At 60.8% G+C, this 14,474-nt stretch carries 22 protein-coding genes and 1 tRNA gene; 19 read left to right on the forward strand and 4 right to left on the reverse strand.

The window, feature by feature from the left end; translation table 11 throughout:
- Positions 1 to 28 precede the first annotated feature (28 nt).
- The 3 genes from rpoZ to BX592_RS18345 form a co-directional block, all read right to left on the reverse strand.
- Complete coding sequence (rpoZ, locus tag BX592_RS18335; RefSeq protein ID WP_006025620.1) at positions 29 to 232, reverse strand: DNA-directed RNA polymerase subunit omega; 204 nt, start codon at positions 230 to 232, stop codon at positions 29 to 31.
- A 60-nt stretch (positions 233 to 292) separates the two neighbouring features.
- Positions 293 to 976 carry a guanylate kinase gene (gene gmk / locus BX592_RS18340; protein ID WP_134193228.1) on the reverse strand — a complete coding sequence of 228 codons (684 nt, stop codon included), beginning with the start codon at positions 974 to 976 and terminating at the stop codon, positions 293 to 295.
- 96 nt (positions 977 to 1,072) lie between these two features.
- Positions 1,073 to 1,996, reverse strand: coding sequence for a YicC/YloC family endoribonuclease (locus BX592_RS18345; RefSeq protein ID WP_134193229.1), 924 nt, complete (start codon positions 1,994 to 1,996; stop codon positions 1,073 to 1,075).
- 197 nt (positions 1,997 to 2,193) lie between these two features.
- On the opposite strand from BX592_RS18345, the gene rph reads away from it, so the two are divergent.
- From rph to BX592_RS35210, 19 genes are all read left to right on the forward strand, one after another.
- Positions 2,194 to 2,934, forward strand: a complete 741-nt coding sequence (gene rph / locus BX592_RS18350; protein WP_134193230.1) for a ribonuclease PH — start codon at positions 2,194 to 2,196, stop codon at positions 2,932 to 2,934.
- Complete coding sequence (rdgB, locus tag BX592_RS18355; protein WP_134193231.1) at positions 2,927 to 3,574, forward strand: RdgB/HAM1 family non-canonical purine NTP pyrophosphatase; 648 nt, start codon at positions 2,927 to 2,929, stop codon at positions 3,572 to 3,574. The genes rph and rdgB overlap by 8 nt, the downstream gene beginning before the upstream one ends.
- Positions 3,571 to 4,791, forward strand: a complete 1,221-nt coding sequence (gene hemW, locus BX592_RS18360; protein ID WP_134193232.1) for a radical SAM family heme chaperone HemW — start codon at positions 3,571 to 3,573, stop codon at positions 4,789 to 4,791. The genes rdgB and hemW overlap by 4 nt, the downstream gene beginning before the upstream one ends.
- 52 nt (positions 4,792 to 4,843) lie before the next feature.
- A tRNA-Ser gene (locus tag BX592_RS18365) sits at positions 4,844 to 4,933 on the forward strand.
- A gap of 175 nt (positions 4,934 to 5,108) precedes the next feature.
- Positions 5,109 to 6,347 carry a tyrosine-type recombinase/integrase gene (locus BX592_RS18370; protein WP_134193233.1) on the forward strand — a complete coding sequence of 413 codons (1,239 nt, stop codon included), beginning with the start codon at positions 5,109 to 5,111 and terminating at the stop codon, positions 6,345 to 6,347.
- 89 nt (positions 6,348 to 6,436) lie between these two features.
- Positions 6,437 to 7,240 (forward strand): hypothetical protein, encoded by an 804-nt coding sequence (locus BX592_RS18375; protein ID WP_134193234.1) that lies wholly within the window; start codon positions 6,437 to 6,439, stop codon positions 7,238 to 7,240.
- Between the two features lie 169 nt (positions 7,241 to 7,409).
- On the forward strand, positions 7,410 to 7,628 hold the full coding sequence (locus BX592_RS18380; protein ID WP_134193235.1) for a helix-turn-helix transcriptional regulator: 219 nt from the start codon (positions 7,410 to 7,412) through the stop codon (positions 7,626 to 7,628).
- Positions 7,629 to 8,167: 539 nt separating this feature from the next.
- Positions 8,168 to 8,341, forward strand: coding sequence for a hypothetical protein (locus BX592_RS33905; protein WP_166676391.1), 174 nt, complete (start codon positions 8,168 to 8,170; stop codon positions 8,339 to 8,341).
- Entirely contained in the window at positions 8,334 to 8,600 is a 267-nt protein-coding gene (locus BX592_RS18390) for a hypothetical protein (protein ID WP_134193236.1), read from the forward strand. The genes BX592_RS33905 and BX592_RS18390 overlap by 8 nt, the downstream gene beginning before the upstream one ends.
- A complete protein-coding gene (locus BX592_RS18395) occupies positions 8,597 to 8,776 on the forward strand; it encodes a hypothetical protein (RefSeq protein ID WP_134193237.1) in 180 nt (59 codons plus the stop codon). Before BX592_RS18390 ends, BX592_RS18395 begins: the two co-directional genes overlap by 4 nt.
- Positions 8,773 to 10,368 (forward strand): YfjI family protein, encoded by a 1,596-nt coding sequence (locus BX592_RS18400; protein ID WP_166676392.1) that lies wholly within the window; start codon positions 8,773 to 8,775, stop codon positions 10,366 to 10,368. The genes BX592_RS18395 and BX592_RS18400 overlap by 4 nt, the downstream gene beginning before the upstream one ends.
- Positions 10,365 to 10,754 carry a hypothetical protein gene (locus BX592_RS18405; protein ID WP_134193239.1) on the forward strand — a complete coding sequence of 130 codons (390 nt, stop codon included), beginning with the start codon at positions 10,365 to 10,367 and terminating at the stop codon, positions 10,752 to 10,754. Before BX592_RS18400 ends, BX592_RS18405 begins: the two co-directional genes overlap by 4 nt.
- Positions 10,751 to 11,008, forward strand: coding sequence for a hypothetical protein (locus tag BX592_RS18410; protein ID WP_134193240.1), 258 nt, complete (start codon positions 10,751 to 10,753; stop codon positions 11,006 to 11,008). Before BX592_RS18405 ends, BX592_RS18410 begins: the two co-directional genes overlap by 4 nt.
- A 57-nt stretch (positions 11,009 to 11,065) precedes the next feature.
- Positions 11,066 to 12,454, forward strand: a complete 1,389-nt coding sequence (locus tag BX592_RS18415) for a phage major capsid protein (protein ID WP_134193241.1) — start codon at positions 11,066 to 11,068, stop codon at positions 12,452 to 12,454.
- 103 nt (positions 12,455 to 12,557) lie between these two features.
- Positions 12,558 to 12,884: a hypothetical protein gene (locus BX592_RS18420; protein ID WP_208327916.1), complete on the forward strand. Its 327-nt coding sequence runs from the start codon at positions 12,558 to 12,560 to the stop codon at positions 12,882 to 12,884.
- 8 nt (positions 12,885 to 12,892) lie between these two features.
- Positions 12,893 to 13,075, forward strand: coding sequence for a hypothetical protein (locus tag BX592_RS18425; protein WP_134193242.1), 183 nt, complete (start codon positions 12,893 to 12,895; stop codon positions 13,073 to 13,075).
- 107 nt (positions 13,076 to 13,182) lie between these two features.
- Entirely contained in the window at positions 13,183 to 13,500 is a 318-nt protein-coding gene (locus BX592_RS18430) for an SET domain-containing protein (protein WP_134193243.1), read from the forward strand.
- A 60-nt stretch (positions 13,501 to 13,560) separates the two neighbouring features.
- On the forward strand, positions 13,561 to 13,749 hold the full coding sequence (locus BX592_RS35205; protein WP_243849607.1) for a hypothetical protein: 189 nt from the start codon (positions 13,561 to 13,563) through the stop codon (positions 13,747 to 13,749).
- 20 nt (positions 13,750 to 13,769) lie between these two features.
- Complete coding sequence (locus tag BX592_RS35210; RefSeq protein WP_243849615.1) at positions 13,770 to 13,862, forward strand: BrnA antitoxin family protein; 93 nt, start codon at positions 13,770 to 13,772, stop codon at positions 13,860 to 13,862.
- A 70-nt stretch (positions 13,863 to 13,932) separates the two neighbouring features.
- Here the strand turns inward: BX592_RS35210 and BX592_RS18440 are convergent, their stop codons facing one another.
- The gene (locus tag BX592_RS18440; RefSeq protein ID WP_134193244.1) at positions 13,933 to 14,148 is read right to left on the reverse strand and encodes a helix-turn-helix domain-containing protein; all 216 of its coding nucleotides are present in this window, start codon (positions 14,146 to 14,148) and stop codon (positions 13,933 to 13,935) included.
- Positions 14,149 to 14,474 lie beyond the last annotated feature (326 nt).

Here is a 14,474-nt window from a genome sequence, read left to right on the forward strand (position 1 = left end):
GACATACGACAGCGAACAAGGTACTCGCTTATACCGGCACCTTCTTCAGCATCTCGACGCCGACCTGGCCGGCCGCGATTTCACGCAGCGCGACAACGGTGGGCTTGTCGCGGCTTTCGATCTTCGGCGTGTGGCCTTGTGCGAGCTGACGCGCGCGGTACGTCGCGGCGAGCGCCAGCTCGAAGCGATTCGGGATCTGTTTCAGACAGTCTTCGACGGTAATGCGGGCCATGTTGAAATTCCTTCTCTGGTTGTTGCTTATTCTACCTTATGTGTTCGAACTGACGCCCAGTCAGCCCGCGTGCGGCAGGTGGATGCCAAGCTGCACGAACAGGTTCGTATGCCGAGCGTACTGCGATCCGAAGCGCAAACGCGTGGCGGCAACGAGGCACTGCAAATCGGCGAGTGCGCGATCGAAGTTTTCGTTGATCACGACAAACTCCGCTTCGGCCGCGTGCGCCATCTCGCCACCGGCCGCGAGCAGCCGCCGCGTAATGACGTTCGGCTCATCCTGGCCACGCTTTCTCAGACGCTCTTCGAGCGCTTCGAGCGACGGCGGCAGGATGAAAATCTCAACGGCATTGTGAAACTGGCGCTTCACCTGCTGCGCACCTTGCCAGTCGATTTCGAGCAGCACATCATGGCCGCTTTTCATTTGCTCTTCGATCCACAGCCGCGACGTGGCGTAGTAGTTGCCATGCACTTCCGCGCTCTCGAGAAACTCGCCGTCCGCATGGCGTTCGAGAAAGTCTTCGACGCTCGTGAAGTGGTAGTGCTCGCCGTCCTGCTCTTTAGGACGCGGCGGGCGCGTCGTGTACGAAATCGACAGGCGAATCGCCGAATCGCGTGCGAGCAGCGCATTGACGAGCGTCGATTTGCCCGCGCCGGACGGTGCGACAACCATGAACAGGTTGCCCGGATAGGCGCCCGCGTACGGATTGCGTGGCGCGTGGCTTTCGCGTGTATGGTCGGTCATGCCCGTAGCTCCTGCCTCTAACCTGCTTTTTGATCTGCGTTTCTGATCCGCGCGATGCAAGCGGCCGAAAAAATCCGCTTGCGAAAGCGTGCGTCTTTATTCGAGATTCTGCACCTGCTCGCGCATCTGCTCGATCAGCAGCTTCAACGTCATCGACGAGTCGGCAAGCTCTTTTGCCGCCGCCTTCGAGCCGAGCGTATTCGCTTCGCGATTGAGTTCCTGCATCATGAAGTCGAGCCGCTTGCCGACCTTGCCGCCCTTCTGGATCACATGGCGAGTCTCGTTCAGATGCGCGGTGAGTCGCGACAGTTCTTCGGCGATGTCGATGCGGATGCCGTACATCGTCACTTCCTGACGGATGCGTTCGGCGATTTCCTCGCGCGACACGATGGTCGCAGCGGTATCGGGCGCCGCGACGCCGAGCGCTTCCTGCAAGCGTTCGACGATCTTCTGCTGATGCTTCGCGATCAACTCCGGCACGAGCGGGGTGATGCGCGTGACGATCGACTCCATCTCGGTGACGTTCGCCAGCAGCATCGTCGCAAGCTGCGCGCCTTCTCGCGCACGAACGTCGATCAGTTCGGCGATCGCCTGCTTGCCGCATTCAAGCACCGCGTCGCGCAGCACGTCGGCCGGCACGCCACTTTCGGCGAGCACGCCGGGCCAGCGAAGAATCTCACCAGTACGCAGGCGCCCAGCCTGAGGAAACGCTTCGAGCACCGCGCGTTCCAGTCCGGCCAGCTGATCGAGCGCGTCGCGGTTCAATGCGCCGGCGTTGGCCGTCTGCTCGCTGCGCTGCAAGTTCACCCGAATGTCGACCTTGCCGCGCGACAGCTTGTTCATCAGCATTTCGCGTAGCGTCGGTTCGCAGACGCGCACATCTTCCGGCATGCGGAAGTTGAGATCGAGGAAGCGCGAGTTCACCGTGCGCAGTTCAACCGACACGCTGACGCCGCCACTGCCGGAAGCCGCGGCGAGCTCGCGCGTGGCGCTCGCATAACCAGTCATGCTGTAGATCATCGTTCGTCTCGCGAAGATGGGCGTGCGGCGATGCGCACCGCCCGGGATGCGGGTCGCCCGGCGTGTACGAGACGCGAGGCGGGGAACGCGCATTATCCCATTTTTGGCGAAAGTGCCCGTCAGACGTGCGTCTGCGGCCAGTGCCGGGATCGGCGGTAAAATCGACCTTTCCCGAGCGCCTCCTTCCGACCACCACGATGAACGACACCACGATCCGCCCGAGCGGCCGCCGCGCCGACCAGCTACGCGACGTAAGCATCACGCGCCATTACACGAAACATGCCGAAGGCTCCGTCCTGATCGAATTCGGCGACACCAAGGTGATCTGCACCGCAAGCATCGCCGAACAGGTGCCAGCGTTCTTGCGCGATCGCGGCCAGGGCTGGCTCACGGCCGAATACGGCATGCTGCCGCGCGCGACGCATACGCGCAGCGACCGTGAGGCGGCACGCGGCAAACAGACCGGCCGCACGCAGGAAATTCAACGCTTGATCGGCCGCGCGTTGCGCTCGGTATTCGATCTCGAGCGACTCGGGCCGCGCACGCTGCATATCGATTGCGACGTGATTCAGGCGGACGGTGGCACGCGGACTGCAAGCATCACCGGCGCGTTCGTCGCGGCGCACGATGCGGTTGCGAAGCTGCTTGCCACCGGCCGCATCGAATCGTCGCCGATCACCGACTACGTCGCGGCGATCTCGGTCGGCGTGTTCGATGGCCTGCCGGTGCTCGATCTCGACTACGACGAAGACTCGCAGTGCGATACGGACATGAATGTCGTGATGACCGGCGATGGCGGCTTCGTCGAAATACAGGGCACCGCGGAAGGCGAGCCGTTTACGCGCGACGAAATGAATGCGCTGCTCGATCTCGCGCAAAGCGGCATCGACACACTGATCGCGAAGCAGAAGGAAGCGTTGGAGCTACACGGTGAATGATCGTCAGGCAACCAGCGGCGGCGATGCGGTGAAGCCGACGCTGGGCAAGGTGGTGCTCGCATCGAACAACGCGGGCAAGTTGCGCGAGTTCGCGGCGTTGCTGGACGCCGCGGGAATCGAACTGATTGCGCAGGGCACGCTCAACGTGCCTGAAGCGGAAGAACCTCACCCGACGTTTGTCGAGAATGCATTGGCGAAGGCGCGTCATGCGGCGAAGCTCACCGGGCTGCCTGCGCTCGCCGACGATTCCGGCCTGTGCGTGCGCGCGTTGCGCGGTGCACCGGGCGTCTATTCGGCGCGCTATGCGCAGCTTGCCGGCGGTGAGAAAAGCGACGCCGCGAACAATGCGCGGCTTGTCGCGCAACTTGCCGATGTCGCGGATCGTCGCGCGTATTACTTTTGCGTGCTCGTCCTCGTGCGCGCGGCCGACGACCCGGAGCCGCTGATCGCCGAAGGGCGCTGGCAAGGTGAGATCGTCGATGCGCCGCGCGGCGCGCATGGCTTCGGCTACGATCCGCATTTCTTTATTCCTGCGCTCGACGCGACGGCCGCCGAGCTCGAACCGTCAGTGAAGAACGCGACCAGTCACCGCGCGATCGCGCTGCGGCATCTGCTCGCGCGGCTCGAGGAGGAAGCGTGAGCGCGACGCCCTCCAGCGGCGGCACCGGCGTGATCCAGGCCTTCACCGCACCGGGCAGCATTCGCCTCACGTCGCTGCCGCCGCTCGCGCTTTACGTGCACTTCCCCTGGTGCGTGCGCAAGTGCCCGTACTGCGATTTCAATTCGCACGAATGGAAAGGCGACCGTTTTCCGGAAGACGATTACCTCGACGCGTTGCGTGCTGACCTCGAACACGCGTTGCCGCTCGTCTGGGGCCGCCAGGTGCATACGGTGTTTATCGGCGGCGGCACGCCTAGCCTGCTGTCGGCGCCGGGGCTCGACCGGCTGCTGTCCGACGTACGCGCGCTGCTGCCGCTCGACGCCGATGCCGAGATCACGCTCGAAGCGAACCCCGGCACGTTCGAAGCCGCAAAGTTCGCGCAGTTTCGCGACAGTGGCGTCAACCGGTTGTCGGTGGGCATCCAGAGCTTCAACGAAACACATCTGAAAGCGCTCGGCCGCATTCACGATGCGACGCAGGCGCGTCATGCGGTCGAAGTCGCCGCGCGCACGTTCGACAACTTCAATCTCGACCTGATGTTCGCGTTGCCGCAGCAAACGCTCGCCGAATGTCAGGCGGATGTCGAAACAGCGCTGTCTTACGCGCCGCCGCATTTATCGCTGTATCACCTGACGCTTGAGCCGAACACGCTGTTCGCGAAGTTTCCGCCGCCGCTGCCCGACGACGACGCGTCCGCCGACATGCAGGACTGGATCCACGAACGCACGGCTGAAGCGGGCTACGAGCGCTACGAAGTGTCCGCGTATGCGAAGCCGCATCGGCAATGCAAGCACAATCTGAACTACTGGCGTTTCGGCGACTATCTCGGCATCGGCGCAGGCGCGCACACGAAGCTTTCGTTTCCGAACCGGATCATGCGGCAGATGCGCTACAAACATCCGTCGACGTTTATCGAAGAAGCAAAGGCTGGCCGCGCGGTGCAGGAAGAGCACGAAGTCGGCACGCGCGATCTGCCGTTCGAGTTCATGCTGAACGCGCTGCGACTCGTCGCGGGCTTTCCGGTGCACCGCTTTGTCGAGCGCACCGGGTTGCCGATGACGTCGATCGAACCCGCGTTGCAGGAAGCGGAACGACGCAAGCTGATCACACGGGACTACGAGAAGATCGCGCCGACGCCGCTGGGTCAGGCGTTTCTGAACGATTTGCAGGCGTTGTTTCTGAAAGAATCACAATAAGCGACCGACGCACTGGGGCCGGCGCCGCATTTCAGGTTACAATTTCGGGCTCGGAGGGCTGGCAGAGCGGTTGAATGCACCGGTCTTGAAAACCGGCAAGGCTTTACGGCCTTCGTGGGTTCGAATCCCACGCCCTCCGCCAGGACAGCTTATCCATTCAATCTGAATCGGTCTGAATCAATCGGGCAAACGCCCACCAGGCAAGGCGCTCCGCCAGAATCGCCCTCTGAAATCCCTCGGAATCGGTTGCCATCAGTCGCCAATAATCGTAAAGTTTTTGGTGGGCTAGATGGTGGGTTACAAAAACGGGGCCGAAAATGCCAAAGATCGCAAGGGAGCTAGGCGCGCTGGCCGTATCGCGCTTATCGAAGCCGGGTTCGCATGCAGTGGGGCACGTGGCCGGCCTTGCACTACAAATTTCCGCGACTGGCGCACGTTCGTGGATATTGCGCGTTACCGTTGGCGACCGCCGGCGGGAAATCGGCCTAGGTGCATACCCAGGCGTCTCGCTAAAGGAGGCCCAGGAGAAAGCCCAAGCCAAGCGCGACGAGATCGCGGCAGGCATCGACCCCGTGCTTGAGCGGAGGGCGGCTGCGAGCCGGCTAAGGGCTGACCAAGCGATGGAAGTGACCTTCGAAGAGGCCGCTGGGCGCTTCATCAAAGCCAAGTCGCCAGAGTGGAGCAACCCGAAGCACGCGAAGCAATGGACCAATACGCTGACCGAGTACGCCTATCCAGTAATCGGCCCGATGCAGGTTCGCCACGTAACGCGTGCACACGTCGTTTCGATCCTAGAGCCGATCTGGACAGAGAAAACTGAAACGGCCTCGCGCGTTCGTGGCCGCGTCGAACAGGTACTTGATTGGGCGCGAGTCAAGGGACTGCGCGACGACGGTGTGAACCCGGCAGCATGGCGCGGCAACCTCGACAAGGTGCTGTCATCGCCGAAGAAGACGAAGCGCGTGCGCAATCACCCCGCGCTGCCAATTATGCAGATGGGCGACTTCATGGTGACACTCCGCACGACAGATGGCATCAGCGCACGATGCCTGGAGTTCACGATATTGACCGTTGCGCGGTCGGGCGAATCGCGTTTCGCGCAATGGCCGGAAATCGACCTGAAAAAGGCTATCTGGACCGTGCCGGCCGAGCGCATGAAAGCAAAAAAGGAGCACCGTGTGCCGCTTTCGCCTGCGGCGGTAGCATTGTTGGAAACGCTAGAGCGTAACGACAAGACAGACCTGATTTTTCCCGGCCCGCGGACGAATGCCGCGCTGAGCGACATGTCGTTACTTGCGATCATGCGCAAACGGCAGCTGGAGGCGACGCCTCACGGCTTTCGTTCGACGTTCCGGGATTGGGCGAGCGAGTACACAAACTATCCGCGCGAGCTGGCAGAGGTCGCACTAGCGCACCTAAAAGGCGATGCGACAGAGGCTGCGTACTGGCGCGGTGACGTTCTGGAGAAGCGCCGGCAGATGATGGTTGATTGGGCCGATTTCATCGCAAAGCCAGTAAAGAGCAACGAAGCTGCACCGGCCGACGAGGCTGGTTGAAGGTTTGCCGCGCATAGCTCGACGGGGCGAATACCGGGTGCCCTACCCGGCTGGCGCGCATCCCTTATAGGGCTTTCCTTAACGTAGCAATGTACAAACATATCCCGGAATTTGGTAGCGAGGAAGGCCATCCGATGTGGGAGTTGGGCATCGGCTTGGTCGTCTCGGACGCACAAAACTTCTGTCAGCCTGAATGGCATGGCTTTGATGTTCGGGCCAATGTATCGGACATGTTCGCACTGTCGATGTTTGCCCAGGCGCTTGAGGATTTTGTCAATTCAAAGATGGAAGAAGAGGCTCGCGAGTCTGGAAACGAATTTACACCCACTCGTGGCAAACACTGGAACATGAGGCTGGGGATGACCCAAGCAGTTGCGTCCGACTTGCCGAGCCCATATCGCGATTGCGTAGCGTCGAGCACGCGCGATGACGAAAATCCGTTCTACAACGCTGAAGGCAACCCCTTGCTTATCATGATGCTTGCAGCACAGACTTTGGCTTCAGCAGACGCAGCGGCAGAACACATTGTTGCGGGTCGGGGGCTCGAGGCGATGCAACGATTCGAGCTCGCCGCGCTATCCCTAGCTGAAGCGTCCAGGTTTGCGGGACATCAGGAAGCCGCCAGATTTGAAAGAATGGCAGAAGCGAAGAATAGAGCCAAGCGAGCAGCGCAAGGCGGCATGGCCCGTGCGGAAAGGTACGCGGCGACCAAGAAATGGGTCCTTGAACGGTATCTTGAGCGCACTTGGCCTTCGGATAGGCAAGCCGCGCTATCGATATACGAAGGTGCGTATAGCTATTCGGTCGCGATTGACCAGAAGATAAGCGAAGACCGGGCGTTCAATACCGTCTACGACTGGATACGCCGCGCACGGGATGAAAAGCCGGAATAGGTCGTTGCTGTGTACGCGTGCTCAGCACACGCACTCGGCAAGTTAGCACCCGTATTCGACTTCTAAACACGCGTACACGTCTGCCCGAGTACGCGGCTATCCTGCGCTTTCACGCTGTTCAATACTCCGTATCGACCCGCCCAATCCCGGGCGTTTCCGAGTCGATACGATGAAAAAATCAGACGCTCAAGCCCTCCAGAATTTCGACAGCCTCCCGAATGCAGCCGGAGTCAGTGACACCGTTGTAGCCTCTCTGTGTGGCTGCAACGTCGCTACCGTCTGGGATCGTGCTAAGCGTGGTGTCCTACCCAAGCCCATTAAGATCGGTGGCTCGACCCGCTGGAACGTTGGCGAGCTGCGCAAGCGCCTGATGCCGGAGGCGGCGTAAATGCAAAAGAAAAACGCCCGCCTCCCCGAAGGAAAGACGAGCGCCCTAGACAGCGCCAATGCTAACACCACTGCCGCCCATCTGGTACACGGCGGCGCGGCGGCGGTGGCGCGTGAAAATTCAAGTGCGGCCACCCGGGGCACTGACAAAACTGACAGAAGTCCCCGGCTTTTTCGAAATACAACCCCGTCCCTCACCGACAAAACTGACGGAAGCCCCCTTGTGTCAGTTGCGTCAGTGACCCCAGCGCCCGTTTTCGAAAAAATGCGCTTGCATGGCGTAAACCGACGCGCGTATACTTTTTGCGTGGCTGAGACAAAAGCCACCGAGATTGGCGTCTCGAATTGCATAGGCGGACAACCGCCGACCGGCGGTATTTTTTCGTCCGCAGCCAATGCGCGCCTTCAATGGTCGGGCCTTGGTGGGGGTGCGCTTGCGCACGCCGGTTCCTATGCTCCGGTACGCCAACCCCGTCATGTGCCCGGCCACCCAATTGGCGTTGGGGCCGGGTTACTCAACCCAGCATAGGAGGCCGCACCATGCGCCATATCCTCGCTCGTCCAGAGCAAACGCAATCCCGTACCGCACTCGCTGACAGCGCCCTGCGCACCGCTGCGCTCGCGCCAACTGTTTTTGACGCTCTCGACGTGCTGGCTGACGCCCTACTCCCGCTGGCCACTCTCGCCGAGCCGCTGGAGGTCCGCCATGTTTAAACACCACGAACTCGCGAACCGTATTAGTGACGCCGCCGGATTGCTCTCCTACGCCGAAGAGTCGTTCGAGAAGCTCACGGCCTTGACCGCCGCCATTGCCGAGTTGGCGGACAAACCCGAAATCTGCCACAGCCTCGCGCGCTTGGCGAGCGACATGGCCGAAAAGCTGGCCGATAGCTTTGGTGGCTTCACGCACGAATACGACTCTGAATATCGGTGTTTTCTCAACAATGAGCAGTCCTCACAAGGTAACGCATGAGCAAGGGCCAATTAATCAAAGCCCGCGTGGGCCAGATGATCGAACGTGAGCGCAACCGCTGTCTAATCGCTATGGGCGCCGCCGCATGGGCGGTGCACGATGAATGGGTAACGGCGTACATCGTCGCCTCGGCCAAGGAATGGCTGACGCAGCAAGCAGCGGAGGGCCGCCTGTGAGCACGCACCTCGAAGATTTCGACATCAACGCGCTTCTGGCGCGCAATGATGTAGCGAAGGCCCGCACGTCATTCTTCGCGAAATCCCCATCGACATCGGGCGATTGGCCAGAAATCGAGCCGCTGCCGGATTCGCTGAAGCCGGTTGAGCCGTTCGACATGGCACTCTTGCCTGAGAGCTTGCGACCGTGGGCACAGGACATCGTCAACCGTGTGCAGTGCCCGCCTGATTTCATTGGCGCAACCGTCATCTGCGCGCTTGGCATCGCTATTGGCCGCCGTGTGGGCGTCCGCCCGAAGCTGCGCGACGACTGGACCGAGTACGGCAACGTGTGGGGCGGCATCGTGGGCCGCCCCGGCGTAATGAAGTCGCCTGCGATGAGCGCCATACTCGCGCCGTTAAAGCGCCTGGACATTGAGGCAAGCCAGCGCTATGAGGACGAGCTGGCGGAGCACGAGAACGCCGCCAAGCTGCATAAAATGCGTCAAGACGCGGCGGACAAAAAGGCAATGGCGACGCTGAAGAAGAACCAAGACGCCACGGTTGACCTGCGTTCGCCCGGAGCGCCTGAACCGCCGAAGCTGAAGCGATACCTTATAAACGACGCGACCGTAGAGAAGCTGGGCGAAATCTGCGCCGACAACCCGCAGGGCGTGGGCGTGTTCCGTGACGAGCTCGTGAGCCTGCTGAAGGGACTAGACCGCGATGGGCAAGAGGCGGCGCGCGGCTTCTACCTGACGGGCTGGAACGGCAACGATGGCTATACGGTTGACCGGATCATGCGCGGCCATCAACGCATAGAAGCCGTGTGCCTGTCACTGATCGGATCGACGCAGCCCGGACGCCTGTCCGAATACCTGCGCATCGCCATCGCCGCAGGTGCGGCGGACGATGGCCTAATTCAACGCTTCGGCGTGCTCGTATGGCCAGATGTGCCGCGCCAGACGTGGGAGAACGTCGATTGCTGGCCGGACGCCGAAGCGAAGCACGCCGCGCACGCGGTCTTCAAGCGCCTCGTTGACGCCGACCCCGTGGAGACATGGCAGGCTGAAGTTCCAACCGGCCCTGATGGCGAACCAGATGGTGATCCGCCATTCCTGCGCCTATCTCCCGAGGCAATGGAATCCTTTGTCGAGTGGCGGACGGAACACGAAAACACCCTGCGAGGTGGCGATTTGCACCCTGCAATGGAATCGCACCTCGCGAAATACCGGAAGCTAGTGCCATCGCTTGCGCTCGTACTACACCTCGCCAACGGCGGCACTGGCCCGGTGGCCGACTACGCCATGAATCAGGCGCTCGCATGGGCGGCGTACCTACGCAGTCACGCCGAGCGCGCCTACGGCTCAGTGCTCGTGGCAGAAGTCAGCGGCGCAAAGGCGCTATTGCGGCGAATCAAGGCAGGTGACGTGACGGACGGATTCTCGGCACGCGACGTATACCGTAACCAGTGGTCCGGTCTGGAGAACCGCGAAGCAACGATGAAGGCCATCGGTGTGCTGATCGAGTACGGGTATCTCGTGGCCGAGGCTGCCGAGACTGGTGGCCGCGCGAAGTCGATCTACCGCATTCACCCGGGGGCGACGCGATGAACAAGTATCTCTCCCGCTTGCGGCCGGGCTCGAACGCAGCCAAGCCGGTGCCCTCTTCTGTCGGTTTTGTCAGTGCCCCGGGGAGTCGCGCACAGAAAAACGCATCACCTGACGCGCCAGGCGAATTCTGGCCGTGGGCGCCCTACCTCGCCGCCGCTGATGTCCAGCGGATGCGAACGGAGCTGGTCGGAATCATCGAGCGCCTGGCGGACATGGAGCATTGGCCGGCCAAGCATCGCGACGACGTACTTGCGCGAGCCATACGCGGCCCGCTTGCAGACCTGCTGCCGAACGTTGCCCACTTTAACGAACGCTTGATGGAAGCCAATGCCGCAGCGGCGGCCCGCGAAGCCGTCAAGCAAAACTCCTGGAGATCTAACCGATGAACACAACAGAGAAGGCTATCGCAGCCTATCAGCTCGCCGTGAAGAACCTGCTTCAAGCCGCGTTCGATCAATTGCGCGTCGAGGACCCGAAGTATTACGACGGATGCTCGCTCGTGCTGGCATCGGGCGGCATGGTCGAGCTCCGCAGTTGTGCAATGGCTGGTGGCGTACTGGAGACGGCCATAAGCGTCGTAGATGCGGCGGGCGAGAAGTCGGAAGTGTGCAGGCTTGAAACAAGCGTCTCTGCTCACTAAGAGTACGTACACTATTACACGTTGACAACTAGCCTCACATGTGATTATCGAGACGCGATGACAACTCATAAGGCGGCATGCCGAACGCGGGCGCAGCAACTTTTCAATAATTTCGAACGGAAAAAGCATATGGGCAATCAACACATCGCAGCAGCAGCAGTTCGCAACGCAATCGCAGCACACGCAGCAGGGCAAAGCGGCACCGTTCGGCGCGGCATTCTCGGCGGCGTTCGCGCCCAAGCTAGCTTGACTGACATTAAGACGTTTGTTGGTGGCGTCAACGCCGCTTTCGATGAGTTCAAGGCAACGAACAACGAAAAGGTCGATAAGCTCGAAAAGGACATGAGCGCCGTGACGGCCGCAATCGACAAAATGGCAATACAGATGGCGGGCCGTCCGGGCGGGGGCGATGCTGACGACTCCGCAGCACGAGGTGAGCAACAGCCGATTTATGCGGCTCGCGGGCTGCGTGCGGCACAAATCTCCGCGCACTACGGCCAACGTGCTAAGGCGGCAGGCGAAGACACCAGTATCAATATGGCAGCCTTCCTGCGCGGTGTGGCCGGTATGAAGACTACTGATGGCGTCATGGCCTCACTGGCCGCAGGCACCGATTCGTCGGGCGGATATGCCGTGCCGAACGTTGTGATGCCACGGATTCTCGATGCAATGGTTGATCAGAGTGCGCTGCTTTCTGCTGGTGCGGGAATTCTCCCGATGGAGAGCGGAGCAAAGAGCGTGACCGTCGCGAGCATCGATACGCTCCCGACGCCGGCATGGCGCGCTGAGCTGGGCGCGATTGCGGAGAGCGATCCGACGTTCCGTGGCGTGGTAGCGACGCCGCGCTCACTCTCGTGCATCGTGCGTATCAGTCGCGAGTTGCTGGCCGATGCCACCGACGTATCGCGCGCGGTGATGCATGCAATCTCTCAGGCGTTCGCGCTGGAGTTTGACCGCGTCGGTCTGGTTGGTAGCGGAACCACGCCGGAACCAATGGGCTTGTATGGCATGGATGCGGTGACGAAGATCCAGCAGGCAGGCGCGAAGTTCGCATACAGCGACATGCTGGCCGCGTATCAAACGCAGCTTGAGCACAAGGCACCCGCGCCAACCGCCGCCATCATGGCGCCGCGCACGCTGGTTGGCCTTGCCGGTCAGGTGGACACGCTGGGCCAACCGCTCAACGCCCCGCCGCTGCTCAATAGGGTGCGTCAACTCTCAACCAACGGCGTGCCGGTCAATCTCGGCAGTGGCAGCTCCAAGAGCCTCGTGTTCGTCGGCAACTTCTCGACGGTGCAGTACGCGCTGCGTGAGTCGCTGAACATCGGTCTGTTGCGCGAATCCTATGCGAAGACTGGCGAAATTGGCTTCTTGTGCCATGCGCGCGTGGATGTCATTGCGAACTACCCGCAGGCGATCACGGTGATAGAGAGCGTCGCGAGCTAACACCGCTGGGGGCAGGGGGGCCAAAGTTTCAGCACCGCCCTGCCCCAGACCGACCGCTCCCGCACGCGCGGAAAAAATCCCCTTTTGAAAAGGAATTCAGCAAATGGCAGGCGTCAAAGGACGTTCCGGAGGGCCGCGAGCCAATAGCGGCGGGGTTCGGCCGGGCGCTGGCAGACCGAAGAAATCAAAACCCGCGCCCACTCCGCTCGAAGAGCGCGACATGCTCCAGCTTTTGCAAGACATTGCGCTCGGGCGTGTGGACGCAACCCCAATTCAGGTGCGGGCCGCCGTCGAAGCAGTGCGGTACACACACGCCAGGAAGGGCGAGAGCGGGAAAAAGGCCGAGAAGGCGGAGTCAGCGAAAGCCGCCGCATCGAAATTCGGTGGGGTTCCGCCGCCTCCCCGCATGATTGTCAACAATATGAAATAGGAGCCACCATGAGCGATCCAGAGCAGAAAGCTTGGCACGAAATCCCGAAGGTCGACGACCCAAAGGAGTTTCTGTTGTCTGTTATGAACAACACGGGCATTGCGGTGGAGGATCGCGTAGAAGCCGCGCAAGCCCTAATGCCTTACTACCACGAGCGACTGGCAAGCGAAGACGACGAGACAGACGTCTGAATAACGGCAACGGGTTCGCAGTCGTCAATTGGACCGGTATGCAGGCGTATGGCGGTGCAAGCCGCTTGCGCCTGCTTTCGGGTATCTGGTGATTACCGGGAGCAAAAATGTCAGCTGTTGGTTTGCAGGTTTGGGATGAGGCGGGGCGCTTGATGCTTGATGGAACGCACCGGCTTGGACGCATCAAGAAAATGGTTAAGGTGGGAGACGGCCCGGGCGTGTGTTTAATTGAGGACATTCAGCCCGGAGAGCAGATTTTCTACTCATTCCAGCCCAATCAATTGTTTTTCGATTCCAGGCACAACGAGTGCCCGCCGTGGTTTCAGATTGTCAACGGTAATGCTGTGACTTGGGACTATTCGCCAAACACGAGTACCGCGCCAAGATTCAACATTCAAGGCATGCTTATCGTAGGAGTTTATTAGGATCGGCGTTAGATCGGCCCAATTTGAGGGCGGCGGCGAACAACCTAGAGATTGAGCAATATGAACAGCAATCGAAAAGTGAGTAGGAACACGGCGGCAGAGGAAGCGGCTATTAAAGCTCAATCCACGACCGATGCTGACTTGCCAGAGTCGAGCGACGCGGAGCTTTCGCGCATGCGTCCTTTCTCCGACGTGGTTGGCAAGCGCATGGGCCACCCGCCGAAAGAAGTTAAGAAAGAGCGCAAGTGACCATCCATTACGATGCGGACGTGGTCCGGGCTTTCCGCGCTACCGGCGACGGATGGCAGGCGCGAATGAACAATGCGCTGCGTGATTGGCTGAAAGATCACCGACCAGCGTGAACGACGCTGTAAAACGAGCCGTTTAACCGTGACGGCTCGCATGTACCAATGGACGACGCGCAGCGCGGCGCTAGACCGGTTGCAAGGCTGCGTCCACTTGCTCAATGGGGATAAGCCCGCACCTGTTAAGCTTGAATGTCCCGTGCCTGACCATCTTGCCGACCGTGTTGCGGCTCAGTTCCAACATTTCCGCAGCTTGCGTGATCGTCACATGGGCGGGGCGCGGATGGCGGGCGGCGTGAATCTCCAGTGCCCGCACGATGGCGGCGGTAAGCTCAATGTTCACTCTGCACTTTCCTTTGCATGCAAATGGTTTGAAGTTGGCCTATAACCGGAGGGATTCGCCACCGAATCTACCGGTGAAGATTTGTTGCGCTCCCGTAGCCTGCCGTAAATGAGCCCGCGCTTCAATTCCCTATTGGTGATTACCTATTGGTGGGTCTTTTGGTGGGTAGGACCAGACCATGGCCTCAAAACCCACGCCGGCATTGAATCCTTAGCGGACACGCCCTCCGCCAGACATTGCGAGCCGATTCTCGCGTTCGCATGCCGCGAGTCGCTGACGTACCCGCGCGCCATGAGAGCGGCGCCTATCATTCCTCCCAGCGCACT

It is taken from the genome of Paraburkholderia rhizosphaerae, assembly GCF_004366595.1.
Lineage (GTDB): Bacteria > Pseudomonadota > Gammaproteobacteria > Burkholderiales > Burkholderiaceae > Paraburkholderia > Paraburkholderia rhizosphaerae.

Excerpts from the sequence above, each read along its gene's own strand:
- BX592_RS18430 (WP_134193243.1), top strand. The coding sequence starts at position 13,183 with ATGTCAGCTGTTGGTTTGCAGGTTTGGGATGAGGCGGGGCGCTTGATG.
- rph (WP_134193230.1), top strand. The coding sequence starts at position 2,194 with ATGAACGACACCACGATCCGCCCGAGCGGCCGCCGCGCCGACCAGCTA.
- BX592_RS18390 (WP_134193236.1), top strand. The coding sequence starts at position 8,334 with ATGTTTAAACACCACGAACTCGCGAACCGTATTAGTGACGCCGCCGGA.
- BX592_RS33905 (WP_166676391.1), top strand. The coding sequence starts at position 8,168 with ATGCGCCATATCCTCGCTCGTCCAGAGCAAACGCAATCCCGTACCGCA.
- rpoZ (WP_006025620.1), bottom strand. The coding sequence starts at position 232 with ATGGCCCGCATTACCGTCGAAGACTGTCTGAAACAGATCCCGAATCGC.
- BX592_RS18410 (WP_134193240.1), top strand. The coding sequence starts at position 10,751 with ATGAACACAACAGAGAAGGCTATCGCAGCCTATCAGCTCGCCGTGAAG.
- BX592_RS18405 (WP_134193239.1), top strand. The coding sequence starts at position 10,365 with ATGAACAAGTATCTCTCCCGCTTGCGGCCGGGCTCGAACGCAGCCAAG.
- BX592_RS18375 (WP_134193234.1), top strand. The coding sequence starts at position 6,437 with ATGTACAAACATATCCCGGAATTTGGTAGCGAGGAAGGCCATCCGATG.
- BX592_RS18395 (WP_134193237.1), top strand. The coding sequence starts at position 8,597 with ATGAGCAAGGGCCAATTAATCAAAGCCCGCGTGGGCCAGATGATCGAA.
- BX592_RS35205 (WP_243849607.1), top strand. The coding sequence starts at position 13,561 with ATGAACAGCAATCGAAAAGTGAGTAGGAACACGGCGGCAGAGGAAGCG.
- BX592_RS18425 (WP_134193242.1), top strand. The coding sequence starts at position 12,893 with ATGAGCGATCCAGAGCAGAAAGCTTGGCACGAAATCCCGAAGGTCGAC.
- BX592_RS18345 (WP_134193229.1), bottom strand. The coding sequence starts at position 1,996 with ATGATCTACAGCATGACTGGTTATGCGAGCGCCACGCGCGAGCTCGCC.
- BX592_RS18415 (WP_134193241.1), top strand. The coding sequence starts at position 11,066 with ATGACAACTCATAAGGCGGCATGCCGAACGCGGGCGCAGCAACTTTTC.
- BX592_RS18420 (WP_208327916.1), top strand. The coding sequence starts at position 12,558 with ATGGCAGGCGTCAAAGGACGTTCCGGAGGGCCGCGAGCCAATAGCGGC.
- gmk (WP_134193228.1), bottom strand. The coding sequence starts at position 976 with ATGACCGACCATACACGCGAAAGCCACGCGCCACGCAATCCGTACGCG.
- BX592_RS18380 (WP_134193235.1), top strand. The coding sequence starts at position 7,410 with ATGAAAAAATCAGACGCTCAAGCCCTCCAGAATTTCGACAGCCTCCCG.
- BX592_RS18370 (WP_134193233.1), top strand. The coding sequence starts at position 5,109 with ATGCCAAAGATCGCAAGGGAGCTAGGCGCGCTGGCCGTATCGCGCTTA.